The organism is Paraburkholderia sprentiae WSM5005 (assembly GCF_001865575.2).
GTDB classification, from domain to species: Bacteria; Pseudomonadota; Gammaproteobacteria; order Burkholderiales; family Burkholderiaceae; genus Paraburkholderia; species Paraburkholderia sprentiae.
Window position 1 is genome coordinate 2,425,209 of record NZ_CP017562.2, and the last position, 24,958, is coordinate 2,450,166.

The 24,958-nt window shown below is 63.8% G+C and carries 22 protein-coding genes, 1 tRNA gene and 1 pseudogene; 9 read left to right on the top strand and 15 right to left on the bottom strand.

What is annotated here, in order from left to right; all coding sequences use genetic code 11:
• Nucleotides 1-5: 5 nt before the first annotated feature.
• The 5 genes from BJG93_RS27775 to xylA all read right to left on the bottom strand — a co-directional run bounded on the left by BJG93_RS27775 (nt 6) and on the right by xylA (nt 7,888).
• The gene (locus BJG93_RS27775) at nt 6-2,276 is read right to left on the bottom strand and encodes a xanthine dehydrogenase family protein molybdopterin-binding subunit (RefSeq protein ID WP_027195269.1); all 2,271 of its coding nucleotides are present in this window, start codon (nt 2,274-2,276) and stop codon (nt 6-8) included.
• A gap of 280 nt (nt 2,277-2,556) precedes the next feature.
• The gene (locus tag BJG93_RS27780) at nt 2,557-3,756 is read right to left on the bottom strand and encodes a sugar ABC transporter permease (RefSeq protein ID WP_027195270.1); all 1,200 of its coding nucleotides are present in this window, start codon (nt 3,754-3,756) and stop codon (nt 2,557-2,559) included.
• Complete coding sequence (gene xylG / locus BJG93_RS27785) at nt 3,753-5,312, bottom strand: D-xylose ABC transporter ATP-binding protein (protein ID WP_027195271.1); 1,560 nt, start codon at nt 5,310-5,312, stop codon at nt 3,753-3,755. Before xylG ends, BJG93_RS27780 begins: the two co-directional genes overlap by 4 nt.
• Before the next feature lie 94 nt (nt 5,313-5,406).
• Entirely contained in the window at nt 5,407-6,435 is a 1,029-nt protein-coding gene (gene xylF / locus BJG93_RS27790; RefSeq protein WP_027195272.1) for a D-xylose ABC transporter substrate-binding protein, read from the bottom strand.
• A 130-nt stretch (nt 6,436-6,565) separates the two neighbouring features.
• Complete coding sequence (gene xylA / locus BJG93_RS27795) at nt 6,566-7,888, bottom strand: xylose isomerase (RefSeq protein WP_027195273.1); 1,323 nt, start codon at nt 7,886-7,888, stop codon at nt 6,566-6,568.
• A 270-nt stretch (nt 7,889-8,158) separates the two neighbouring features.
• Between xylA and BJG93_RS27800 the strand changes: the two genes are divergently transcribed.
• From BJG93_RS27800 to BJG93_RS27810, 3 genes are all read left to right on the top strand, one after another.
• On the top strand, nt 8,159-9,379 hold the full coding sequence (locus BJG93_RS27800; protein WP_027195274.1) for a XylR family transcriptional regulator: 1,221 nt from the start codon (nt 8,159-8,161) through the stop codon (nt 9,377-9,379).
• 34 nt (nt 9,380-9,413) lie between these two features.
• Nucleotides 9,414-10,508, top strand: a complete 1,095-nt coding sequence (locus BJG93_RS27805) for an aldose epimerase family protein (protein WP_027195275.1) — start codon at nt 9,414-9,416, stop codon at nt 10,506-10,508.
• A gap of 189 nt (nt 10,509-10,697) precedes the next feature.
• Complete coding sequence (locus BJG93_RS27810) at nt 10,698-11,006, top strand: DUF4148 domain-containing protein (protein WP_027195276.1); 309 nt, start codon at nt 10,698-10,700, stop codon at nt 11,004-11,006.
• Between the two features lie 49 nt (nt 11,007-11,055).
• Here BJG93_RS27810 and BJG93_RS27815 read toward each other — a convergent pair whose 3' ends face one another.
• Nucleotides 11,056-11,361: a hypothetical protein gene (locus BJG93_RS27815; protein WP_162162774.1), complete on the bottom strand. Its 306-nt coding sequence runs from the start codon at nt 11,359-11,361 to the stop codon at nt 11,056-11,058.
• Between BJG93_RS27815 and BJG93_RS27820 the strand changes: the two genes are divergently transcribed.
• From BJG93_RS27820 to BJG93_RS27830, 3 genes are all read left to right on the top strand, one after another.
• Entirely contained in the window at nt 11,297-12,118 is an 822-nt protein-coding gene (locus tag BJG93_RS27820; protein WP_027195278.1) for an isocitrate lyase/PEP mutase family protein, read from the top strand. The genes BJG93_RS27815 and BJG93_RS27820 overlap by 65 nt on opposite strands.
• A 68-nt stretch (nt 12,119-12,186) precedes the next feature.
• The gene (locus BJG93_RS27825; protein WP_027195279.1) at nt 12,187-12,582 is read left to right on the top strand and encodes a RidA family protein; all 396 of its coding nucleotides are present in this window, start codon (nt 12,187-12,189) and stop codon (nt 12,580-12,582) included.
• Nucleotides 12,583-12,712: 130 nt separating this feature from the next.
• A complete protein-coding gene (locus tag BJG93_RS27830; RefSeq protein ID WP_027195280.1) occupies nt 12,713-13,348 on the top strand; it encodes a helix-turn-helix domain-containing protein in 636 nt (211 codons plus the stop codon).
• A gap of 23 nt (nt 13,349-13,371) precedes the next feature.
• On the opposite strand, the gene BJG93_RS27835 is transcribed toward BJG93_RS27830, so the two are convergent.
• The 4 genes and pseudogenes from BJG93_RS27835 to pcaQ all read right to left on the bottom strand — a co-directional run bounded on the left by BJG93_RS27835 (nt 13,372) and on the right by pcaQ (nt 18,828).
• Complete coding sequence (locus BJG93_RS27835; protein WP_027195281.1) at nt 13,372-16,380, bottom strand: FAD-binding and (Fe-S)-binding domain-containing protein; 3,009 nt, start codon at nt 16,378-16,380, stop codon at nt 13,372-13,374.
• A gap of 108 nt (nt 16,381-16,488) precedes the next feature.
• Nucleotides 16,489-16,605: pseudogene (locus BJG93_RS27840) on the bottom strand (DUF1338 domain-containing protein); the annotation flags it as partial.
• A 78-nt stretch (nt 16,606-16,683) separates the two neighbouring features.
• Nucleotides 16,684-17,811 (bottom strand): 4-hydroxyphenylpyruvate dioxygenase family protein, encoded by a 1,128-nt coding sequence (locus BJG93_RS27845; protein ID WP_027195282.1) that lies wholly within the window; start codon nt 17,809-17,811, stop codon nt 16,684-16,686.
• 63 nt (nt 17,812-17,874) lie between these two features.
• Nucleotides 17,875-18,828: a pca operon transcription factor PcaQ gene (gene pcaQ, locus BJG93_RS27850; RefSeq protein WP_034478027.1), complete on the bottom strand. Its 954-nt coding sequence runs from the start codon at nt 18,826-18,828 to the stop codon at nt 17,875-17,877.
• 111 nt (nt 18,829-18,939) lie between these two features.
• Between pcaQ and pcaH the strand changes: the two genes are divergently transcribed.
• Nucleotides 18,940-19,644, top strand: coding sequence for a protocatechuate 3,4-dioxygenase subunit beta (gene pcaH, locus BJG93_RS27855; protein WP_027195283.1), 705 nt, complete (start codon nt 18,940-18,942; stop codon nt 19,642-19,644).
• Between the two features lie 3 nt (nt 19,645-19,647).
• Nucleotides 19,648-20,235, top strand: a complete 588-nt coding sequence (gene pcaG, locus BJG93_RS27860; RefSeq protein WP_027195284.1) for a protocatechuate 3,4-dioxygenase subunit alpha — start codon at nt 19,648-19,650, stop codon at nt 20,233-20,235.
• A 96-nt stretch (nt 20,236-20,331) separates the two neighbouring features.
• On the opposite strand, the gene BJG93_RS27865 is transcribed toward pcaG, so the two are convergent.
• Nucleotides 20,332-20,598, bottom strand: a complete 267-nt coding sequence (locus tag BJG93_RS27865) for an H-NS family nucleoid-associated regulatory protein (protein ID WP_027195285.1) — start codon at nt 20,596-20,598, stop codon at nt 20,332-20,334.
• A 475-nt stretch (nt 20,599-21,073) separates the two neighbouring features.
• Between BJG93_RS27865 and BJG93_RS27870 the strand changes: the two genes are divergently transcribed.
• The gene (locus BJG93_RS27870) at nt 21,074-21,712 is read left to right on the top strand and encodes a LysE family translocator (protein WP_027195286.1); all 639 of its coding nucleotides are present in this window, start codon (nt 21,074-21,076) and stop codon (nt 21,710-21,712) included.
• 34 nt (nt 21,713-21,746) lie between these two features.
• Here the strand turns inward: BJG93_RS27870 and BJG93_RS27875 are convergent, their stop codons facing one another.
• The 4 genes from BJG93_RS27875 to BJG93_RS27890 form a co-directional block, all read right to left on the bottom strand.
• Nucleotides 21,747-21,950: a hypothetical protein gene (locus BJG93_RS27875; RefSeq protein ID WP_154671734.1), complete on the bottom strand. Its 204-nt coding sequence runs from the start codon at nt 21,948-21,950 to the stop codon at nt 21,747-21,749.
• A 118-nt stretch (nt 21,951-22,068) separates the two neighbouring features.
• Nucleotides 22,069-23,211, bottom strand: coding sequence for a porin (locus tag BJG93_RS27880; protein WP_027195287.1), 1,143 nt, complete (start codon nt 23,209-23,211; stop codon nt 22,069-22,071).
• Between the two features lie 893 nt (nt 23,212-24,104).
• On the bottom strand, nt 24,105-24,275 hold the full coding sequence (locus tag BJG93_RS27885; protein ID WP_167544168.1) for a hypothetical protein: 171 nt from the start codon (nt 24,273-24,275) through the stop codon (nt 24,105-24,107).
• A 452-nt stretch (nt 24,276-24,727) separates the two neighbouring features.
• A tRNA-Ile gene (locus BJG93_RS27890) sits at nt 24,728-24,815 on the bottom strand.
• Between the last annotated feature and the right edge of the window lie 143 nt (nt 24,816-24,958).

Sequence of the window (24,958 nt, forward strand, 5' to 3'; positions counted from 1 at the left end):
AGCCGTCATGCAAGCCGTAACGGCAGCGTGCGCAAACGCTGCCCCGTCAACGCGAACACCGCATTGGCCACCGCCGGCGCGACCGGCGGCACGCCCGGCTCGCCGACACCCTGCGGATGCAGCTGACTCGGCATGATGTCGACTTCGATCGCCGGGCACACGTTCATCCGCACGACCGGAAAGTCCACGAAATTCTTCTGCTGCACCTGACCGTCGACGATCGTAATCTGGTTCTGCAGTGCGCTCGACAGCCCAAACACGATGCCGCCTTCCATCTGCTGACGAATCAGGTTCGGATTCACCGGCAAGCCGCAATCGATCACGCACACCACGCGATGCACGCGAATCTGCCGGTTCGCCCCGATCGACACCTCCGCGACTTGCGCGACGACGCTGCCGAACGCCTCGTGCAACGCGACGCCACGCGCGCAGCGCGCGCCATCGGCGGCGGGTTCGAGCGGATGTCCCCACGCCGAGATCGCCTCCACACGCTTGAGGACCGCCAGATGACGCGGATGCTGCGCGAGCAGCATCGCGCGAAAGGCGATCGGGTCCTGGCCGGCGGCCGCGGCGGCTTCATCGGTGAAGCTCTCGGTGAAGAAGGCCTGATGCGAATGGCCGACCGAGCGCCAGAAGCCGACCGGCACCGGCAATTCGACGATCTTGTGCGACACGCGCGCGGCTGGCCACTCGTACGGCTGATCGAACGCGCCTTCGCAGGTGGTCTTGTCGATCGGGATGTGCGGCACGCCGTAGTAACGCGCGAGCGCATCCGGCACGATCGCCTGGCCCGCCGACTTCGCATGCCACGCCACCAGCTTGCCGTGCTCGTCGAAGCCGGCCTGAAGCCATGCCGCACACGCGGGCCGGTAAAAGTCGTGCGTGAAGTCCTGCGCGCGCGACCAGATGGTTTGCACCGGACGGCCATCGGCCTCGCGCGCGATCGCCGCGGACTGCACGATGAAATCGAGTTCGAGGCGCCGGCCGAACGCGCCGCCCGACAACTGCGTCTGCACATCGACGAGATCGGCGTCGATGCCGAGTGCTTTCGCCACATGCTGCCGCGCAAGTCCCGGCATTTGCGTCGAGACCCAGACGCTCGCCGCGCCGTCCGACACCTGCACGGTACAGTTCAGCGGCTCGACCGCGCCATGCGCGAGGTACGGCGCGTGATACGACGCTTCGATCGTGCGCGCCGCGCGACTCATCGCGTTGTCGACGTTGCCGCTGTGGAAATACACGTGAGCGTCCGTATCGTCGAGCGCGTCGACGAGGCGGCGCTCCACCTCCGCGCTCGACACCTTCGCGGCCGCGCCGTCATGCCAGCTCACGTTGATCGCCTCGACCGCCTTCATCGCGCGATAGGCGTTGTCCGCGATCACGGCCACGCCGCCGGTGCCCCCCGCGTACGGCGGCACGGCCAACGCCTTGATGAAGCCCGGCACCTTTTGCGCGGGCGTCGCGTCGAAATGCGCGACCGTACCGCCGAGCGTCGGGCACATCACGACGCTTGCATAGAGCAAATCGTTGGGCAGCACGTCGATCCCGAAGCGCGCCGCGCCGTCGATTTTCGACGCGGCTTCGATGCGTCGGACGGGCTGGCCGATCAGCCTGAAGTCGGCGGCCTGCTTCAAGACGACGCTGCGCGGCAGCGGTTGGCGCGCAGCCATCGACGACAACTCGCCGAACGTCGCCTTGTGCCCCCAAGGGTGCAGCACGTAGCCCTTTTCCGCACGGCATTCGCGGACCGGCACATCCCAGCGCCCGGCCGCCGCCTCGATCAGCATCACCCGCGCCGACGCGCCGGCCTCGCGCATCGGCGTCCACAAATCGTTCATGCTCGACGAGCCGCCCGTCATCATCGTGCCGATCTCACGCACCGCCTTGCTGGTGATCCACACGGTGCCGCGCCGGACGTAGCTGTCGTCGTCGGGGCGAAACGGCAGATCGTCGACGATGCTCTGCACCGCGTTGTAGATCCGGTCGATCGGCGCCTCTTCGACTTGCACCTGCGACCAGTCGGCGTCGAGTTCCTCGGCGAGCAGCATCGCCAGTCCGGTATGGATGCCCTGCCCCATCTCCGCCTTGGGCATCATGATCGTCACGCGGTTGTCGGCGTCGATCTTGACCCAGCCGTTCAGCGCGACTTGCGAGCCTTGCGTCGGCAGCGGCGTCGAGGTCATCAGGCGCTGCCGCGGCGGCACCACGGCCCAGCCGACCAGCAGCCCGCCGACCGCACTAGCGCCGCCAAGCAGGAATGTTCTGCGCGTCAACATGGCATGGCTCGCTCGGCTGGCTCGACGACAGGAAAGCGGCGACAGCGCCGACGCACCCGTCTTTGTCTGCGAATAGTAATAAGACGGATCGGCGAGCGTGAGACTTAAATGCGCGCGCGGACCTGAAGCGGCCGTGCGGCGTGCGAAGGCGGGAATCGAAAGCGGCGGGGGAAAGTCGTGGGGCGTTTCATTAACTGCGATCGCGCGGCCGACGGTGTGCAAGCGCGACCCACCGCCAGCACACCGCGAAGCTTGCGCTTGAATCGATCATGCGACCGGATCAACGGCGGTTCGAACCCGACACCACATCGATCCAGACGGCCAGCACGAGGATGCCGCCCTTCACGATCATCTGCCAGTACGCGTCGACGTCGAGCATCGACATGCCGTTGTCGAGGCTCGCCATCACGAGCGCACCGATCAGCGCGCCGTACACGGTGCCGGAGCCGCCGCGCATCGACGTGCCGCCGATAAAGCACGCGGCGATCGCGTCGAGTTCGCCCATCGAGCCCGCCGACGGCGAACCGGCCGCGAGCCGCGCGGTGTTGACGATGCCGGCGAACGCGCACATCAGCCCCATCAGCGCGAAGATCGCGAGCTTCACGCGGTCGGTATTGACGCCCGAGAGCCGCGTCGCTTCGAGGTTCGAGCCGACCGCGTAGATGCGGCGTCCGAACACCGTCTGCGTCGCGATCCACGTGAAGATGCCGAGCAGCGCGAGCAGCAGCAGCACCGGTACCGGAATGCCGCCGTAACTGTCGAGCATCGCGACGAAGCCGGCGAGAATCGCGCCCGCGCCGATCACTTTCGCGACGTCCTGCCAGAACGGCACGACGCGCAGCTGGTAACGCTGCCGATTCGCGCGTTGGCGGATCGTCAGGAATGCCAGCAGCACGAACAGCACGACGGCGAGCGTGTCGCCGGCGAGCCGCGGCAGATAGCCCTGGCCGACGTATACGAAGCTGTCCGACACCGGCGCGATCGTCGACCCGCCGGTAATGCCGAGCAGAATGCCGCGATACGCGAGCATGCCGCCGAGCCCGACGATAAACGACGGCACGCGCCGATACGTCGACCACCAGCCGTTGAACACGCCGACCGCGATGCCGAGCAGCAACACGACCGGGATCGTCACGCCGATCGGCCAGTGCCGGTTCACGTCGAGAATCGCCGCGACGCCGCCGAGCAAGCCCAGCAGCGAACCGACCGACAGATCGATTTCACCGGCGATGATCACGAACACCATGCCGCACGCGAGCATGCCGGTAATCGACATCTGCCGCAGCAGATTCGACAGATTGCGCGGCGTGACGAATGCGCCATGCGTGAGCGCCGAAAAGAAAATCCAGATCACCGCGACGGCAATCAGCAGCGCGAGAATCTTGTAGCGCGCAAACAGTTGCTGGATCCGTTGCGTGCCGCCGAACGCGCTTCGCGGCGCGGTCGTGTCGGTGGGTTGGGAAGTTACTTCGGGAGTCATGCGGCACTCGCTGCGGTTGGGTTCGAAGATAGATGCACGGGGCGGATCGCGGCGCCGAGAATGTCTTCCTGCGTGAGACCGTCGTTGACGAAGTCGCCGCGCAACTCGCCCTCGCCGATTACCAGCACACGGTCGCTGATGCCGAGCACTTCCGGCAACTCGGACGACACCATCACGATCGACATGCCGCGCTGCGCCAGTTGGAAGATCAGCTTGTAGATCTCGTACTTGGCGCCGACGTCGACGCCGCGCGTCGGTTCGTCGAGAATCAGCACCGTCGGGTTGGTCAGCAGCATGCGCGTGAGCACGGCCTTTTGCTGATTGCCGCCCGACAGACTTGCAATCGACAGCATCGGATTCGCGGCACGCACGGAAAGCCGCTTCATTTCCGTCTGTATCGTATCGAGTTCGGCTGCCGAATCGATGCGTCCGCCGGACGTGAAACGCTGCAACACCGCCAGCGTGATGTTATGACCGACGCTCATGCCCGGCACGATGCCATGGCGTTTGCGGTCCTCGGGCACCATCGCGATACCGGCGCGAATCGCGTCGATCGGCGCACGAATTTTCAGTGGTTTGCCGTCGAGCACGACGCTCGCTTCGCTGATGCCCGCATACGCGCCAAAGATCGCCTGCATCAACTCGGTGCGGCCCGCGCCGACGAGCCCCGCGACGCCGAGAATTTCGCCGCGCCGCAACGAAAACGACACGTCGTCCACGCGCTTGCGGCGCGGATTCGTCACGTCGAAACAGGTGACGTTGCGCGCTTCGAAGATCACGTCGCCGATCGGATGCGGCTCGCGCGGAAACAGGTTCTTGATCTCGCGGCCGACCATCAGCGAGATGATTCGCTCGGTCGTCAGTGCCTCCATCGGCTCGGTCGCGACATGGCGGCCGTCGCGAATCACGCTGATCGTGTCGCAGACTGCCGCGACTTCGTCGAGCTTGTGCGAGATGTACACGCAGGCAATGCCGCGCCGCTTCAGATCGCGCACGATGTCTAGCAGAATGGCGATTTCGGAGGCGGTCAGCGACGACGACGGTTCGTCGAGAATCAGCAGCTTCGCGCGCTTGTTCAGCGCCTTCGCAATCTCGATCAGCTGCTGATGGCCGCCGCCGTAGTTCATCACGGGCTGCGCGGCGTTGATGCCGCTGATGCCCAGTTCGCGCAATAGTTCGTCGGCGCGCTGATACATCGCCGCGTAGTTCATGCGCCCGCCGGGCAGCGTGATTTCGTTGCCGAGAAAGATGTTTTCCGCGACCGACAGCTCCGGCACGAGCATCAGTTCCTGGTGAATGATGATGATGCCCGCGCGTTCGGTGTCGCGTACACTCGCGGCTTTCAGCGGCTGGCCTTCCCAGCTTATTTCGCCGTCCCAGGTACCGTGCGGATAGACGCCGGACAGCACCTTCATCAGCGTCGATTTGCCCGCGCCGTTTTCGCCGCACAGGCCCACGCATTCGCCCGGCGATACGCTCAGATCGATGCCGTCGAGCGCCTTCACGCCGGAAAAAGCTTTGACGATGCCGCGCATCGTCAGAAGAGGTTGCGTCATTCGATATGCCTCGCTGCAAGGTGGGCCGATGTTCGGCCACGCTCCCGGGCGCGATGACCCGGGAGCGTGGCCGAACATCGCGCCCGTCTCCGTTTTATTTGCTCGCGAGCTGTTCCTGCGTGTAGAAGCCGTCCTTCACGACCGTGTCGAGGTTCGCCTTGGTCAGCTTGGTCGGCTGCAGCAGCACCGTATCGACCTTTTTCTTGCCGTTATCGTATTGCGCATTGAAGGCCGGCTTCTCGCCCTTGGCGAGCGCGACCGACAGCTTCGCCGCTTCGCCGGCAATCAGCTTCAGCGGCTTGTAGACCGTCATCGTCTGCGTGCCGGCCGCCACGCGTTTGACGGCAGCGAGGTCGGCATCCTGACCCGAGATCGGTACCTTGCCCGCGAGGCCTTGCGCGGCCAGCGCCTGGATCGCGCCGCCAGCGGTGCCGTCATTCGACGCGACGACTGCGTCGATCTTGTTGTTGTTCGCGGTCAGCGCGTCTTCCATGATGCGCAGCGCGGTCGATGCGCTCCACTCGGGCACCCACTGCTGGCCGACCACCTTGATGTCACCCTTGTCGATCGCCGGTTGCAGCACCTTCAGCTGACCCTGGCGCAGCATCTTCGCGTTGTTGTCGGTCGGGGCGCCGCCGAGCAGGAAGTAGTTGCCCTTCGGCCGCACGTCGTAGACGCCCTGCGCCTGCATTTCGCCGACCTTTTCGTTGTCGAACGAGATATAGGCGTCGATATCGGCGTCGAGAATCAGGCGGTCATACGACACGACCTTGATGCCCGCTTTCCTCGCTTCGGCCACCACGTTGCCGAGCGTCTTCGAGTTGAACGGCACGATCACGATCACGTCGACGCCGCGCGAGATCAGATTTTCGATCTGCGAGATCTGCCGCTCTTCGCTCGCATCGGCCGATTGCACCGACACCTTCGCGCCGAGCTTTTCCGCCGCGGCGACGAAATAGTCGCGATCGCGCGACCAGCGCTCGACGCGCAGATCGTCGATACAGAAGCCGATTTCCGGATGATCCTTGCTGGCGTGCGCGAGCGGCGCGGCGAGCGACAGGCTGGCGAGTACCGCTCCGCACAACAGCGAACTCAGTACGTTACGACGCATGGCGAATTTCATTTCTGTCTCCTTTGTGTAGTGATAGCCGGAATACCGGACGTATCGGTCTGCGCTGCGAGCCGCAGACTCGGACAAGCGACAACCCACAGCTTGCTGGTGCGCGCGGTCGACGTGGCCGCGCGATCTTTATTCAACGTCCGCTATAAATCGCCTGATTCACGATGTTTTCCATCTGCTCCTGCTGCCCGCTCACATGCCGCGGATTCAGATCGCGCGCCAGCGTCTGCGCCGCGAGCGTCGACAGCGAGTAGTCGCCGGCCAGGATCTTGCGGCCGAACTCGCCATCCCAGCCCGCGTAGCGTTGCCGCTTGAACTGCTCGAGGCGCTCGTTTTCCACCAGCACCGCCGCGCGTTCGAGGCCGAGCGCGAGGTTGTCGATCGCACCGATGTGGGCGTAAAACAAGTCTTCCGCATCGACACTCTGGCGCCGCACCTTCGAATCGAAGTTCATGCCGCCGGTCGTGAAGCCGCCGTGGCGCAGGATCTCGTAGAAGGCCAGCGTCAGCTCCTCGACGCTGTTGGGAAATTGATCGGTATCCCAACCGTTTTGCGGATCGCCGCGATTCGCATCGACGCTACCGAAGATGCCGAGCGCAAACGCGGTCGCAATCTCGTGGTGGAACGAGTGGCCCGCGAGCGTCGCGTGATTCGCCTCGATGTTGACGCGAATCTCCTTGTCGAGGCCGTGCTGCAGCAGGAAGCCGTGCACGGTCGCGACGTCGTAGTCATATTGATGCTTGGTCGGCTCCTGCGGCTTGGGCTCGATCAGCAGCGCGCCCTTGAAGCCGATCTGGTGCTTGTGCTCGACCACCATGTGCAGGAAGCGCGCGAACTGCTCGCGCTCGCGCACGAGGTCGGTGTTGAGCAGCGTGTCGTAGCCTTCGCGGCCGCCCCACAACACGTAGTTTTCGCCGCCGAGGCGCAGCGTCGCGTCGAGCGCATGACGCACCTGGGTGGCGGCAAAGGCGAAAATCTCCGGATTGGGATTGGTCGCGGCGCCGGCCGCGTAACGCGGATGCGAAAACAGGTTCGCGGTGCCCCACAGCAACTTGACGCCGGTATCCTGCTGCTTGCGCGCGAGATAGTCGGACACGCGCAGGAAGTTCTCGCTGTATTCCTTCACGCTCGCGCCTTCGGGCGCGACGTCGGTATCGTGGAACGTGTAGTACGGCGTGCCGAGCTTCGAGAAGAATTGGAATGCGGCGTCGGCCTTCTGAAGCGCCCGCTCCATGGCGTCGCCGGGTTGCTGCCAGGGCCGGCGGAACGTGCCCTGGCCGAAGATATCGACACCGGGCCACACGAACGTATGCCAGTAGCACACGGCGATCCGCAGATGGTCCTCAAGCGTCTTGCCGAGTACCTGCCTCGTTTTGTCGTAGTGACGGTACGCAAGCGGGTTGTCCGATTGCGGGCCTTCATAACGGATCTCGGGAATGTGTTCGAAGTAGGACATCGGCGTCTCCAATGTATGCTGCATTGCAATCCGCGCGAGAAGCCGCGCAGGCCGACAAGGTGACGCCATGCTGCCGCTTGCACGATGTGTCGGCAATTGCGATATTTCGCAGCGCGCTTGATGTTTCTTACCGCCCGCGCGTTTGTATACTGCCGTCGCGCGATTCGGCGCCTAGAATAACCAGACGCTTAAAAACGGGCCTGCTTCCGGGCACCCGACACAACGGAGACAAAGGCGTGTGGTCTGTCGATCCACCCGCCGCTTACCCCTATGACCCGTCCACAAGCACCTCAGACGACCCATCGGATCGCGCTGCTGTTCAACGCGAACAAGGTCTACGATCGCGAGATCATCACCGGCATCGGCAATTACCTGCTGTCGACCCGCGTCGCATGGGATCTCTTCCTCGAAGAAGACTTTCGCTGCCGGCTCGCGGGTATCCAGCGCTTCGACGGCGACGGCATCATCGCGGACTTCGACGACCCCGCCGTCAACGAGGCCCTGCGCGACTGTCCGCTACCGGTGGTCGCCGTCGGTTCGTCGTACGAGGATCCGACGCAGTACCCCTCGGATTTACCCTATATCGCGACCGATAACAGCAAGCTCGTGTCGCTCGCGTACACGCATCTGATCGGCGCAGGCCTCGGAAACTTCGCGCTGTACAGCCTGCCGCAGGCGCAGGAAAACCGTTGGGCGCAACAGCGCGAGCTTGCATTCGCGCATCTGCGCAGCGCGGACGGACGCAGCGCGGCGCAGATCGACAGCGAGATCTATCGCGGTCTGTCGACGAGCGCGCCGTCCTGGAACCAGGCCATCGAACAGCTCACCGCGTGGCTTCGGCAATTGCCGAAGCCGGTCGGCATCATCGCGGTGACCGATGCGCGTGCACGGCATTTGCTGCAGGCATGTCTGATCGCGGGCATTCCGGTGCCCGAGGAAGTCGCGATCATCGGCATCGACAACGATCCGCTCACGCGTACGCTGACGCGCATTCCGCTGTCGTCGGTGATTCAGGGCACCGAGGAAATGGGCCGCACCGCCGCGCACATCCTGCATCAGATGCTGCACGGCGCGCGTTTTCCGGGCCGTCGCATTCTGGTGCCGCCGGTCGGCATCAACGTGCTCGAATCGACGCGGCATCAGCCGCTCGCGAGTCCCTACGTGATGCGCGCGCGCCATTTCATTCGCCAGTACGCGTGCCAGGGCATCCGCACCGAGCAGGTGGCAGACTATGTAGGCGTGTCGCGTTCGTCGCTCGAAGAGTATTTCCGGCGTGAGCGTCAGTGCACCGTGCATCAGGAGATCCTGCGCCACAAGCTCGACGTCGCGAAGTCCCTGCTCGCGAAACGCGATGCGTCGAGCGCGGAGGTCGCGATTCGTTGCGGCTTCACGTCGCTGCAATATATGTACGCGGTATTTCGCCGCGAACTCGGCTGCACGCCGCGCGAATACCAGGAACGCACGGGCCCGAAGACCAAAGCCGCTGGCTGAGCATGTTTTTCTATTTTTTCTTCGCACCGACCACATGATCAGCATCGCACAACTTTCTTCCGAGCCGTGGGGCACGCTGCAGGGCGGCGATCGCGTACGACTCTATACGCTGCGCAACGCGCACGGCATGAAGGTCGCCATCAGCGACCTCGGCGCGACGCTGGTGTCATGGCATGCGCCCGATCGCGCCGGTCGTCTCGGCGATATTCTGCTCGGCCACGACACGCCCGCCGAATACGTGGCTGCCTCGACCTATATGGGCGGACTGATCGGCCGCTGGGCGAATCGCATTGCGGGCGCGCGCTTTTCGCTCGACGGCATCGAGTACGCGCTCGATCGCAACGAAGGTCCGAACCTGCTGCATGGCGGCACGGTCGGTTTTCATCGCGCGTTGTGGGACGTCAGCGAGGACGACGGCGCCTTGCTGATGCGACTCGAGTCGCCCGAAGGCGATGCCGGTTTTCCCGGCAACGTGACCGTGCAAGTGCGCTATTCGCTCGACGACGACGGCACGCTGACGATCGGATACGAAGCGATCACCGACGCTCCGACGCCGCTCAATCTGACGAGCCATCCGTACTTCAACCTGACCGGGCGCGCGGGCACCGACATCCGCGGCCACGTGCTGTCGATCGACGCCGAGCGTTTTTTCGAAGTCGATGCGACGATGATTCCGTGCAAGCTCGCCGACGTCGCGGGCAACGCATTCGACTTCCGGCAGAGCGCGCCGATCGGCGGACGGCTCGACTGGCCGCACGCGCAGCTCGCGCGCGCCGGCGGCTTCGATCATTGCTACGTGCTGCGCGAGGCACAGCCAGGCACGATCGACGAGCACGACGGCAACGCGCGGCCGCTGCGCGAAGTAGCCTGCGCCTACGACCCGGGCAGCGGACGCGAACTGACCGTCGCCACCGATCAGCCGGGCCTCCAGTTTTACACAGGCAACGCGTTGAACGGCAACGCGGGCCGCGGCGGCGTTCGCTATCAACGGCATGCCGGTTTGTGCCTCGAGGCCGGCGGTTTTCCGAACCAGGTCAATATGGCCGGCCAAGACGAAGTGATCGTGCGGCCCGGCGAGACTTACCGGCAAATCACGACTTATCGCATCGACGTGCGCAAAGGTGTGTGACGGGGCTGACACGCGCTTTTTCATTGCTTGACGAAACCCGCGACGCCGACATTACAGCTCGCCGACTGCCCATTCCCGGCAATACTGAATTAGTCGAGTAGTGGTTTTCCCCGAGTGCGCTCCCTTCTAGACTGCGTTGATGGCACCGATGGCTGCGGTGCCGGATACACAACTACGGAGGGAAACACCATGAAATCGCTTATCCAGGCAGTTGCGCTGGCCGCCTTGATCGCTGCGCCGGTCGCGTCGTTCGCACAATCGGAACAGCCGGTCACGCGCGCCGAAGTCAAAGCAGAGCTGCAGCAACTCGAACAGGCGGGCTACAACCCGGCCACCGCGGTCGATGCCCAGTATCCAGCGGACATTCAGGCGGCCGAGGCGCGCGTCTCCGCGATGAACGCGAAGGGCCAGGGTGAGACGTCGGGGTATGGATCGTCGATGGGCGGATCGTCGCAAGCGGGCCATCATCCGGTGTGGGTCAATCCGGACGGTCAGTGAAGACTGGGGAACGTATAGCAAGCGGTGCTGGCGAGAGAAGAGGGGTGAGTCAAGAGTCTTTTTCGCCGTTGCGGTTTTCGCCGTTTCCATCTGACATGAAGCGAGCCATGCTTTCGAGGCATGCGCTCGCTTTTGCGTTTCTGCGGTCGTCAAGAACGGCGCCGCTGCCCGCCATTGCGGATACGGACTTAGACTTTCCCGTAGCGAACGCCGATTTCGCTCGCTCCAGCTGACCCGACGTCATCCCCTCAACGACGAAGCCACGCTCCGTCACACCAAGGAGACATACGATGCCCCGCACCGCCGCTGAAAAACGCGCCGCTTTCCGCTCCCTGCACTCGTCCGGCTGTTTCATGTTGCCCAATCCATGGGACGCGGGCAGCGCGCGATATCTGGCTGCGCTTGGCTTCAAGGCACTCGCCACCACGAGTTCCGGTTTTGCGTGGTCGACCGGGCATGCGGACAACACGCTGCCGCGCGAAACGATCCTCACGCACCTGCGCGCGATCGTCGATGCGACCGATTTGCCGGTCAATGCGGACTTTGAAAACGGCTTCGGCCGCGATCCGCAAGAAGTGGCGGAAAGCGTGACGCTCGCGGTGGAGACGGGCGTCGCGGGTCTGTCGATCGAGGATTCGACCGGCGACCCCGCTGCGCCGCTCTTTTCAGTCGACGTCGCCGTGCAGCGGCTCAGCGCGGCGCGCGGTGCGATCGATCGGAACGGCGGCGACACGCTGCTGATCGGCCGCGCGGAGAACTTCGTCGCCGGCAAGCCCGATCTCGACGATGCCATCGCGCGTCTGAAGGCCTATGCGGCGGCGGGCGCGGACTGCCTGTACGCGCCCGGCATCCAGACGCGCGAGCAGATCGAAGCGGTGGTCGCGGCGGTCGCGCCGAAGCCCGTCAATTTGTTGATCGGCTCGACATCGACTCTGACGTTGCAGGACGCGGCCGCGCTCGGCGTGCGGCGGATCAGTGTCGGCGGCGCACTCGCGCGCGCGGCGTGGGGCGGCTTCATGCAGGCCGCTCAGGCGCTGGCCGAGGGCCGCTTCGACTTCGCCAGTGCAACGGCGGGCAAGCAGCTCAATGAACTTTTCGCTCGCGACGCGTGAAGCGCCCGAACGTCCTCAATTGCGCCGGTTCCTCCCCGCCGCGCAAACCTCTCTAGCAGGAGATCGCCATGGCTCGCGAAATCATCCGCGTCGAACCGTTGTCCACGTACCTCGAAAAATTGAAAGCGCCGGCCTGCGCCGTCACACGTCACGGTGACACGGTCTACGTGTCGGGCCTTCCGCCGTTCGATCCCGAAACCGGAGAAGTGATCGACGCGCCAATCGAACGGCAGACCGAACTCGTGCTCGAGCAGATGAAGCTGTGTCTGGAAACAGCCGGCTCGTCGCTCGATCACGTGCTGAAGTGCAACGTCTATTGCACGTCGGTCGAGAAATTCGCCGCGGTCAACGCGGTGTACAAGCGCTACTTTCCGGTGAATCCGCCGGCGCGCATTTTCGTCAACGTGCCGGCATGGCCGGGGCATTTCGACATCGAGATCGATTGCGTCGCGGCCGTCAGATAGCCGGCGGCGTTTCCGATGAGAAATGCGAGTGAACGTCCGAGCGCTGCACCAAGGCTTCAGTCGCGCCAAATGTTATGATCGGAAACCTCATTCGCCCGATCAAGCGCATACCCGACCAGCGGCAAGCTTCATGGACACTCACCTCACCAAATCCGCCGACACCGCCTCCACCGATCTCGGACGGCGTGTGCGCGCCGCCCGTCAGGCGCAGGATATGACGCTCGAAACCGCCAGCCGTCTGTGCGGCGTCTCTCGCTCTACGCTGTCGAAAGTCGAAAATGGCCTGATGTCCCCCACTTTCGACGTGCTGCAAAAGATCGTGCTGGGCCTGAAGATCGAAATCGGCGAACTGTTCGGCTCGACGCCAAAAGTCAGCGCCAGCGGCCGGCGCGCGCTGACGCGCAAGAACGAAGGCCAGCGCCACGCGTATCGCGGCTACCAGATGGAACTGCTCGCCACCGACCTCGCGCACAAGGCGATGCTGCCGTTTCGCATCCGCATCTCGGCGCACACACTCGACGCATTCGACGATTGGGGTCGCCACGAAGGCGAGGAGTTTCTCTACGTGATCAGTGGCAGCGTGTGCCTCTATTCGGAGCTGTACGCCCCGACGCATCTGAACGCAGGCGACAGCCTCTACTTCGACAGCCGGACGGGCCACGCGGCGGTGTCGACCAGCGAGGAAGACGCCGAAGTGTTGTGGATGGCGACCAACGCGGACCTTCAGCACACGCCGGCGTCGCCGAACGATTCCACCAGGAAATAGCGCGCGGCAGGATGCGCGCGTACTCAGCGCGCTGCCAGCGCCCGTTGCGCAAGTTGCGCGATATGCAGCGCGTGCTGCCCGGTGCCGTGCGTGATCTGCTCGCGGCAACTGAAGCCGTTGGTCAGCACGATCGTTTCCGGATTCGCCGCCATAGCGTCGCGCACGGCCTCAAACAGGTCCTCGCCGATCTTTTCCGACAACGCGTGATGCTCGACGTTGAAGCCGAACGACCCCGCCATCCCGCAGCAACCGGTGTCGAGCAGCTTCCATCTGACGCCGAGCCGGTTCAGCAATGCCATATCGCCCTGCATGCCGAACAGCGCCTGCTGATGACAATGGCCATGCACGATCACATCTGCGGCGAGCGTCGGCCACTCGAACGGCTGACGCGCGACGAAATCGGCGAACAGATACGTTTGCGCGGACAGCTTCTTCGCCAACGCATGCTCGGGGAGCTGCTTCAGCAACTCGTCCTTGAAGACCGATAGACAGCCGGGCTCCAGACCGACGAGCGGCACGCCGGCGGCGATGTCATCCGCGAGATCGTCGACGATATGCGCAAGCAGTTCGCGCGCGCGTTCGAGCAGGCCGAAGTCGTACAGCGGACGCCCGCAACACAAACGCTTGTTCGGAAGAACGACGTGCCAGCCGAGTTGCGTCAGCACATCAGCGGCGGCCTGCGCGATCTCGGGCGTGAAGTGCTCGTTGAACGTGTCAACCCACAGAATCGCCTTCTTCGCGTCGCTGGCGCCCGCGTGAAACGCAGATCCTTGCGACGGTGCGCTTCGTCGATACGTTGCGGCGGCAAACCGCGGCAACGCACGCGTCTGCGCTACACCGGCCATCCATTTGCCGAGCGCGGACAAACCGGGCGCCGTCGTCAGGAAGTTCGTCACGCGCGGAAAACGGGCGGCCCACGGCGCCCATTCGCCGATCCGCCCCATGAACAGTGCCTGACGCGGCCGTCGATGATTCTCGTAGTAGTGGGAAAGGAATTCCGCCTTGTACGACGCCATGTCGGTATGCGTCGGGCAATCGGACTTGCAGCCCTTGCACGCGAGGCAGGTATCGAGCGCTTCTTTCACTTCCCGGCTGTTCCAGCCATCGGCGATCACGTCGCCTTGCAGCATTTCCCACAACAGATGCGCGCGTCCGCGCGTCGAGTACTTTTCTTCGCGCGTGCCGCGATAGCTCGGACACATGGTCCCGCCTTCGAGCGAGCGGCATTTGCCCATGCCGATGCAGCGTTCGACCGCGCGCTGAAAACCGTCGCCTTGCTGGCTTGCGAACGCAAGCTTCGTATGCAGCGTCACCGGTTTGTACGCGGGCCCCATGCGCAGGTTTTCGTCGGCGCGGTAGGCATGCACGACCTTGCCCGGATTCAGACGATTCGCCGGGTCCCAGATCGCCTTGAACTGCTCCATCGCCCGCATCAGCTCGGGGCCGTACATGATCGGCAGAAACTCGGCCTTCGCCTGGCCGTCGCCGTGTTCGCCCGACAGCGAGCCGCCGAATTCGACCACCAGTTGCGCCGCTTCGCGCAGGAACCCGCGCCACGTCGCGATACCTGCGGCGCTGCGCAGATCGAAGGTTATGCGCGCGTGCACGCAGCCGTCGCCGAAGTGCCCGTACAGGCTCGTCTCGTAGCCGTAGCGATCGACAAGCGCCTGAAACGCACGCAGATAATCGCCGAGCCGCAGCGGATCGACCGCAGCGTCTTCCCAGCCGACCACCGGATCGGGCTTGTCGCGATCCACCGACAACGCGACCGCCGACGCGCCCGTCTCGCGAATCGACCATATCTTTGCCTGCAATGCGGGCTCATGGACGAGCCTCGTCGAGATCTGCGGCCCCGCCGCGCCCGACTGAAAATACGCGGCGGCGTCGCGTGCCTGTTGCAGCACCTCGCCTTGCGTATCCGCGCCGAATTCGAGCACGACCCACGCATCGCCTTCGGGCAGCAGTGCGATCTCCTCCTTCTTCAGGCTGCGCGCCTGCAAGCCCCGAATGATCGCGCGGTCGAGCCCCTCGACGGCAATCGGCCCGCAGCGCATGAAATGCGGCACGGCGTCCGCCGCCGTATAAATGTCGGTGAAGCCGACCACGACGATCGCCCGTTTCGCCGGACTCTTCACGAGACGCACTTTGGCCTGCAGCGTGACCGCGCAAGTGCCTTCGCTGCCAACCAGCGCACGCGCGACGTTAAAGCCGTTTTCCGGCAGCAATTGGTCGAGGTTGAAGCCCGACACGCGCCGTTTGATCCGCGGAAATTTCGCGCGAATCCGTTCCGCGTACGTGTCGCGCAGTTGCTTGAGCCCCGCGTAGATTTCGCCTTGACGGCCGCCCGCCGCGATGATGCGTTCGAGCTCTTCGTCGGAGGTCGGACCGACCCAGAAACGCGCGCCGTCGAAGGTCGCGATGTCGAGCGCCTCGATGTTCTCGACCGTCTTGCCGGCCATGACCGAATGCGCGCCGCACGAGTTGTTCGCGATCATGCCGCCGAGCGTGCAGCGGCTATGCGTGGCGGGATCGGGCGCGAACGTGAGGCCGTGCTGTTCGGCGGCATCGCGCAAGGTATCGCAGACGACGCCCGGCTCGACGATCGCGACGCCCGCAAGCGGGTCGATCGATACCACGCGGCTCACATACTTGCTCGCGTCGGCCACGACCGCGACGTTCACGCACTGGCCGTTTTGCGACGTGCCGCCGCCGCGCGCGAGAAACGGCACGTCGTTGCGCCGGCATGCGGCGAGCGTCGCGAGCAGATCGTCGATATCGGCCGGTACGACGACACCGAGCGGGACTTGTCGATAGTTCGACGCATCCGACGCATACAATGCTTTCGAACCCCGGTCGAATCGCACTTCGCCGCGCACGTGCTTGCGCAAGTCGCTTTCCAGCGCCTGCAATAGCGCGGCGCTGCCGGCGAAAGGCGCAGCGACACGCGGTTCATTCGATGCGCCGCGCTCTCCTGCGACGCCACTCCGCGTGCCAGCGCGCCGCTCTTCATCCCGTGACACTGACGTCCCCACTGCGCACCTCGTCTGCGATGCCGGCGCCCGCGCCGCCATATGCGTTCAGGCGGCGCGCGTCCTGATCGACCTTCAACGATACTTCGTAATCGGCTTCGCGTGGCGTTTCACGTTCGTCACCGCCTGCTCCAACGCCGCCGAAAACGCTCCGGGATACAGTTCGCTGACGAAGTACTGTGCGATCTCGTCGGGCGCGTCGTCGTATGCCCATGCGCGGCCGGTCATGCAGCGGCCCGAGGGGCATGACGTGACGAAAGCCGCATGTGTGAGTGATCCGCTCACGCATGCGACTACGCGCAACGTTCAGCTGCCCGTGCGCGCCTGGGCCAATGCGGCGAGATTGCCCTCGCCGAAGCCATGATGTCCCTGGCGTTGCACGATCTCGAAGAAAATCTCGCCGGCACGGCGGCGCACGAAGGTTTGGAAAAACAGCAGCGGCACGCCGTCCGCGCCGATCTCGCCATCCACGAGCACATGCGTGCGCCGCAGTCGCTCGACGTCGAGCCCGTGGCCCCGCAAACGTGCGTCGAGCTGCTTGTAGTAACGCGGCGGCGGCTCGACGAATTCGACGCCGTTCGCGAGCAGACGCTCGACGCACGCGAAGATGTCGTCGGTGGCGAGCGCGATGTGCTGCACGCCTTCGCCCGGATGATCGGGCAAATACTCGTGCATCAGATCGGTGCGGCGCGTGCCTTCCTCGTAGAGCGGCACGCGGATCGCGCCGCACGGCGACACCATCACGCGCGATTCCGCCGACACGTGCCAGTTCGCGTGCAGCTCGTGAATCTCGCGGAAGTTCAGCAGGCCGCGGTAGAAGTCGATCCACTCCTGCATGCGGCCTTCGCCGACGGTTTGCGTCAGATGGTCGACCGCGATCAGGCCGCTGCCCGCGTGGCTCAGATCGGCTTCGGCCGTGTCGATTTCGATGGGCCGGAAATCGATGTCGAAGATCGAGATATCACCGAGGCCGCCGCGCTGACCGCCTCGCCCGCGCCAACGATCGACGAAATAGATGTGCGAATCGCCGATGCCTTGAATGGCCGGAATCAGCAGTTCGCCCGCACCGAGGCGTTCGCCCTCGAACTCCCAGGCGCCGAGTTCCACCGCGCGTTCGAACGCGCGTTGCGCGTCGGCGACGCGAATCCCGATGGCGCAGATGCCGACGCCGTACTCCTGCGCATAGCGCCACGCGAACGAATCCGGCTCCGCGTTGATCAGGAAATGCATCTCGCCCTGACGGTACAGCGTCACGTCCTTGCTGATATGACGCGCGATCGCCTTGAAGCCGAGCCGCGTGAAGGTCTCGCCGAGCGCCTGCGGATCGCGCGCGGCGAACTCGACGAACTCGAGGCCGGCCGTGCCGAGCGGATTGTGCTCCGGCGCCAACACGGCGCGCTGTGCGGCTTCTGAAGTGGGCAAGTCGCTGGGCATGGCAAATCTCCTTGTACTGTGCCGCAGAAAAAAGCGGGCCGCGGCGGCTTTCGAATCGTGTTTTTACACCGGGTCGCGAGGCATTCGCAACCGTCTGCCCCGCGCGACCTCGCGCACCGCCTCGATGAACGCGTGTCCCACCGCCGACGGCTGCGTATCCGAGCGGCGGATCAGGCCCACCGGCTCGCCGGTGCCCGCAGACGGCAACCGCAAGCGCACCAGCATGCCGTGCGCGAGTTCATATTCGACCGCGCTTTGCGGCACGAACCACACCGCGCCGTTTTCGAGCGCCAGCGCGCGCCCTGTCGATACCGACAACACCTCGACGAACGCCGACAACGGCGGTACGCCCCATGCGCTGAGCAGGCTCTCGGCCGACTGGCGGATCAGCGTGCCGAACGGCGGCAGCACGATCAGAAATTCCTCCAGCGACGTGGCCAGCAAGGCGGTCCTTTGCGCGAGCGGATGCCCGGTCCGCACGACCGCGATCAGCGGCTCGGTAAAGAGTTGCTCGAAGCTCAGACCGACCATCCGCTCGGGGTCCGCGAGGCGGCCGATCGCGAATTCGATCGCACCCGCTTTCAGGCGTTCGAGCAATTCGGGATTCGCGCCGGTCGCGAGTCGCACGATCACGCGCGGCCACTGCGTCGCGAAGTGCCTCAGTACGGGCGGCACCAGCACCGCGGCGACGGTCGGCAGCACGCCAACTTCGAGCGTGGCCGCAGCCGCGCCCTCGGCGCGCGCCAGCAGATCGACGCCCTGACGCAGCGCGCTCACGCAAGCGCTCGCGTGCGGCATGAAAAGCTGTCCCTCATGCGTCGGCACCGCACCGTGACGGCCGCGCTCGAACAGCTTCACGCCGAGAATGGTCTCCAGCTCGGCGACCGTCTTTGATACCGCCGGCTGTGTGACGGACAGACTGTCGGCCGCCCGCTGGACGCTGCCGAACTGCGCGACGGCCAGAAAGCACTGGAGATGACGGAATTTGACGCGGCTATCCGCGAGACTGCGTTGCATAACGGAAGGTTATACGAAATGGCCAAAAACGTCATTTTTCATAACCGCATGCTTTGTATAAAGTGCGAGGCATAACATCGCATCCCACGATTCCTCCAACGGAGACACCTCATGGAAGATTCAATTCTCTCCCCGCGAGATTTCGCGTCCCATCCCGAGTACATCTATCCGCCGTACGGTTCGTCGGTCAAGCGCGGTCCGACGCGTCCGCTGATTGCGCTGAAGGAACGGCTGCGCGACCAGCGCGTGCCGGTCTATGGCACGGACGACCTGGGCGCGCTCGACAACGACCTGACCCGCAACGCGATGCGCAACGGCGAACCGCTCGGCGAGCGCATCATCGTGACGGGTCGCGTGCTCGACGAAGGCGGCCGCCCGGTGCGCAACACGCTCGTGGAAGTCTGGCAAGCGAATGCAGCCGGCCGCTACGTGCACAAGGCCGACCAGCACGACGCGCCGCTCGACCCGAACTTCCTCGGCGCGGGCCGTTGCATCACCGACAACGAAGGCCGCTACCGCTTCATGACCATCAAGCCGGGCGCGTATCCGTGGGGCAACCATCCGAACGCATGGCGTCCGCAGCACATCCACTTCTCGCTGTTCGGCGACCACTTCGGCTCGCGTCTCGTCACGCAGATGTACTTCCCCGGCGATCCGCTGCTCGCGTTCGACCCGATCTTTCAGGGCACACCCGAGCGTGCCCGTGAGCGGTTGATCTCGAAGTTCTCGCTCGACATTACGCAAGAGGCCTACGCGCTCGGCTACGATTTCGACATCGTGCTGCGCGGGCCGAACGAAACCCCGATGGAGCGCTAAGCCATGACGACCCTCAAGCAAACGCCTTCGCAAACCGTTGGCCCGTACTTCGCCTATGGTCTTTGCCCGCAGCAATACGACTTCGACTTCAAGAGCCTGTTTACGCACGTCCTGGCCGACCGGGAAGCGGCCGGCGAGCACATCACGATCGTCGGTCAGGTGTTCGACGGCGACGGCAACGTGGTCGGCGACGCGATGGTCGAGATGTCGCAGGTGGACTCGAACGGCCACTATCCTGAATGGCGTGCGGAGATCCTGAAGACCGGCTTTCACGGCTTTGCGCGCGTCGGCACCGGTACCGATCCGCACAAGCGCTTTATCGTCGAGACGGTGAAGCCGGGCCGCGCGAACCCGGACGAAGCGCCCCACATCAACGTGATCGTCACGATGCGCGGCATGCTGATGCATACGTTCACGCGCATCTATTTCGAGGATGAAGCGCAGGCGAACGAGAACGACGCCGTGCTGGCGTCGGTACCGGGCGAGCGCCGTGGCACGCTGGTCGCGCGTCGCGATGCGGGCGCGGCCAACGTGTATCGCTTCGATATCCACATGCAGGGCGATAAGGAAACCGTGTTTTTCGACCTGTGATGCGCGATTTGTCGCGAAACGCCGAGCAGTAAAGATCGAGCCCGCCTTGCGCGGGCTTTTTTTCGCGCGGGCGGTTCGCGGCGTGCCTGCTAGGACTTAGCAGCGGAAATGATCGATGCTTTGTCCGGCGTGAATCGCGCGCGCGAGCCACGCAGGTTTATCGCCGTGACCGTCCCACGTGTTGCCGAACGCGTCGCGATACCGCACCGCAGAGACGGCGTTCGCATCGGCTTCGAGCCATTCGGCCAGCGCTTCCAGTGTGATGTTGTGGTCGTCCATGCGTCGGCGGATCCACGCGATCATGCGCTCGCGCAGGTTCTCATCACGTTCGAACAGTCGTTGTTGTGCTTCTCGTTCTTTCATAACGTATTGGTGTCGCAGCTCTTGCTGGCATTAGACAGACTGACAACTCGCAAACGACGCGAGGCACTGTGTAATTCAATTTGAACGGACGCAATTCGACGAATTCACGCGATCCTTGCAAACGTGTGAAAACCCGCATTTGCAAGTGATGCCGGTCAGATCCTGAATTAAAGCGCCTGAGTCGAAGCGCTGGGGTCAAGCAAAGCGGCTGCTCGTAGCTTCGACGTGGCTTGACTTGCGCCCGTGCTCGCCTGATGGATCGCCTCGTTGTTGCGAGGGAACTTCAGCGTATGGAAGCTGATTCTAGCATTCGATGTATTTTGGCCGCAGCAAAGGACTTTTTCCAATTGCACTCTTTGCGGGACTTCGGACTTTCCAGTATTCATGGCCTGCGCGGCGCGATTGGCGGAGAATCCGAGACTCGGTATTCGCCACAACATCCGGCTTCATCGGCCCTACATCAGGAGACACGACCATGCCCGCCTCGACCGCCATCGTTACGATCCTCGCCGCGTTGCTGTTAGGCGCGATGAGTCCGGGGCCCAGTTTCGTCATCGTCGCGCGCAACGCGATTGGTCTGTCGCGCGGCGATGGTCTCGCAACGGCGCTTGGCATGGGTATCGGCGGCGTCTTTTTTAGCGGTATCGCGTTGCTCGGGCTCTATACGCTGCTTGCGACGGTCGAATGGCTCTACGTCGCGCTGAAAGTGGCCGGCGGCGTCTACCTGGTCTATCTGGCATCGAAAATCTGGCGCGGCGCCGCCAAGCCGCTCGCATTCAGCGACATGCAAACCGGCAGCCGTGGCAATCCGCGCAAATCGTTCTGGATCGGCTTGAGCACGCAACTCAGCAATCCGAAAACGGCCGTCTATTACGGCAGCATCTTTGCCGCGCTGCTGCCCCAGCATCCGCCGGTGTGGTGCTACTTCGTGCTGCCGCCCGCGATCTTCGCGATCGAAGCAGGCTGGTACACGGTCGTCGCACTGTGCTTTTCGAGCAAACGGCCGCGCGAGATCTACCTGCGCTGGAAGGCGTGGATCGATCGCATCGCCGCCAGTGCGGTGACCGCGCTGGGCCTGCGACTGATTCTGAACGCGCACAAGGTCGGGATTTGACGGCAGCACCATTCGCGCAGACGGCCGCTGGGCCCTAGGTTTCGGCGAGCCCGCACACGTGCGTCAGCTGGAAGCCGATCCGCCGGCGGTCGGCGACGGTCAGCTCGGCAGCGGCTGTCGCTGCAAGTTCGTCGCACTGGCCGAATTGCTGGGCCGCGAGAGTCAGACCGGCTTTGCGCTCGGTCTGCGGACGACGTTCTGAATCGTTCCAGATCGTCATGGCAAAACGGGCGTCCACAGGGACGCCCGTTTTTTTTTGCCTCGGATACGGCAACCGGCTAGCCGGGCTGTCGCGTGCATAAAAAAAGGTGCCGCGAACGGCACCTTCTCGTACTACAGGCAGCTTCTGCTGAAGCTTAGAAGCGGTGACGCAGACCGACCGTAGCAGCGGTCTGGTTCTTCGACGACGAGGTCGGAACCGTGTTGTCGCCGCTGTAGATCGAGGCCACGCCGCCGTCACCCATTGCGTGCTGGTACACAGCCTGAGCGTAGACGTCGGTGCGACGCGACAGCGAGTAGTCAGCCTGCAGGCCGATCTGGTGGTAACGGGTCTTCATGTCGTTACCGTCGGCGTTGATGCCGTAGCCGCGCGCGTCGGTGAACGTGTACGCGACGCCGAGAGCCATAGCCGGGGTCACGTTGTACTTGCCGTTGATTTCGTAGTTGTTGGTGTGGCCTTGACGCTGACCAGGAGCTGCACCAACCAGGTTGTCGACGCGCGATTGCGTCCATGCCACGCCAACCAGCGCCGGGCCGAAGCCGTACGAAGCGCCTGCGCCGAACTGACGCTGACGGAAGTTGCCTTGCAGCACGCCCGCGGTGTTCGCCAGAACGCCGTCCGATGCGCCGCTTGCGTTAGCAGCCGGGTTGTTTTGCTGAGCGTAGGCAGCACCGAGGTGCAGGCCTTGCCACTGGTATGCGGCGCCCAAGCTGTACTGACGGTTGTTTGCGAAGCCACCAGCCTGGTTCGAGAAGCCGTACGTGCCGCCGAACGTGAAGCCAGCGTAGTTAGCGCTCGAGTACTTGACCGAGTTGTTGACCGACAGACCACCGTTGGTGTTCAGGTTGTCGTTATTGAACGGGTGCGCGAAGTACGTGCCGCCCCAGCTGCCCGTTGCGGTCAGCGGTGCGAGGTAGTCTTGCGCTGCGTCGTACTGGCGACCCAGCGTGACCGTACCGAATTGCGCGCTCGACAGACCGACGAACGCCTGGCGGTTGAACATGCCGTTGTTGTTGGCGAACTTGCCGTTGTTGACGTTGAAGCCGCTTTCCAACGTGAAGATTGCCTTCAGACCGCCGCCCAGATCTTCCGAGCCACGCAGGCCGAACATGCTCTGGTTGATGCCGCCGCTGCCCGCTGCCCACTTGGAGTTGTGGGCGACGTTGCTGGTGTACGTCAGGCCTGCGTCGATCAGACCGTACAGGGTCACGCTGCTTTGTGCGTGAGCGACCGAAGCGAACGATGCGGCAGCCGCAACGACGATGAGACTCTTTTTCATGGGAACTCCAATTCGAAAAATTTACGGGGAGCAGGACCTGCCTCAGCAGCCGACGCATCCGCGTCTGCCGCCGCCCGCTTGGCCGAACCGTTCGGATCAACCGGGCACCCTCGAAGCGAAGCGTGAGTGTAGGGGGACACCCTGGTAGCGGCGCCGGCAATTCGCGCAACAGGGTTTTTCGAAATTCGCAACAATGTCGACGGCAACGGGGATAACTTCTTGTTTTTCCGACGTTTATTGCAATATCAAGGCGCCGGATCCTTAGCGCCAGTCAAATCGAATTTGCAACGCGTCAATATTCGAAGTTGTGCCGTTGCAACAGTTCTTTAATACGCACGACGTAATCGGGCCGGAGCAGATTGACGAAATGGCGGCCATTAATTTTGTAATCGAGCGCTTCGGCAGGGTTTGTTTCCCGCGTGACTTGAAGTTTGTTTTTGGATGTCCGGGAACTTAATGGAGTTAATGTAGTCTCCCGGCGCGCCCCGAAATTAATCGCTCTTGAGCGTGGCGATTAAGCTGCCAAACAATTGCATCGGCATCTTCGCATCGTGTCCATTGGCCGATGCAAACAATGGCTGCCACTCCTTGGCGGCGCAACGGTCCGAGCCTGCCGCGTCTGGTCAGCATCACTATTAAAAAACCGCCCCTGCGGCGGTCTTCTAATTGCTAGTTTTAGGGAGCACTCTCATTCGCGTCTTATAAGATTCGCACGCGACACGAAGAAGCCTTCAGCACGGGCGTTGCCCGGAGGTGAATTGCGGCGCCGGCCGCCGCGTGACAAGACCCGCGCTGAAAGCGGATGGCATGCATCAAAAGCCTTCCGTATTCAGTTAACGGCCGGGCCGGGGGCGTTTTTACGCGGAGTTTCCCTGATTACGCGCGGTCGCTGCCTATGGGTTGCGCTGACCGCGCCTAAGCGCCTCCTCGTCCTCCGGCGACGAACCCGGCGCGAGCGGGTCGGCGTCGGGCGGCGCGTCGGGCAACGGACGTGGCTCGCCGTTGGGCTCCTCCAGCGGCTGGTTAGGTGGCGCGGCGGGATCGATGGTTGGATCGGTTTGCATGACGGCGTCCAGGTGAATGGGAAGGTCTCCCGACGTTTCACGCGCAATGGCTATTCCCGCGATCGCAGGCGGCGCGTGACGACCGGCAGGCGGGCGGCGCTTACAGCCACGCCGGTGTGCGAGCGCCGCATGGCTCAGTTCGCCCGGCGACGCCGCCTGTAGAAATTGCGCTGGCTCGAAACGGAATTTGCAACGCTCGAGGCGTCAGTGACGCTCGAGGCGAGAGTCCGCCACATCGTCGGCCGATGTCGTGAGGAACGGCTCCAGCCTGAACAGCCATGCGAAGCAGCGCTCGCACCGGTGCGGCAGCGGGTCTTCGCCGGCGTCGCCCGGCAGGCGTTGAGGCTGCGCCACGTCGGCGACGCGTACTGGCGCGTAGCTGCCCGGCGGCTCTGTTCGCCAAGCCCAAAAAACAAAAAGGGTTCCGGAATTCGGAACCCTTCTCGATACTTTGGTGGGCCGGGTGGGATTCGAACCCACGATGTCCTTTCGGAGGTGGATTATGAGTCCACTGCCTGCAACCAACACGGCGTCCAGCCCAAGAAAAAAGACCCGGTCTAAAGGCCGGGCCCGTTTCGTCGATTGGCCGACATACTACACGAAAAGGGGCCTCCGCAACCGCTTCGCTTCCGCGAAACGATCGGGAGGCCCCTTTGATCGCATCATTCGCGGCCAGCCGCGGC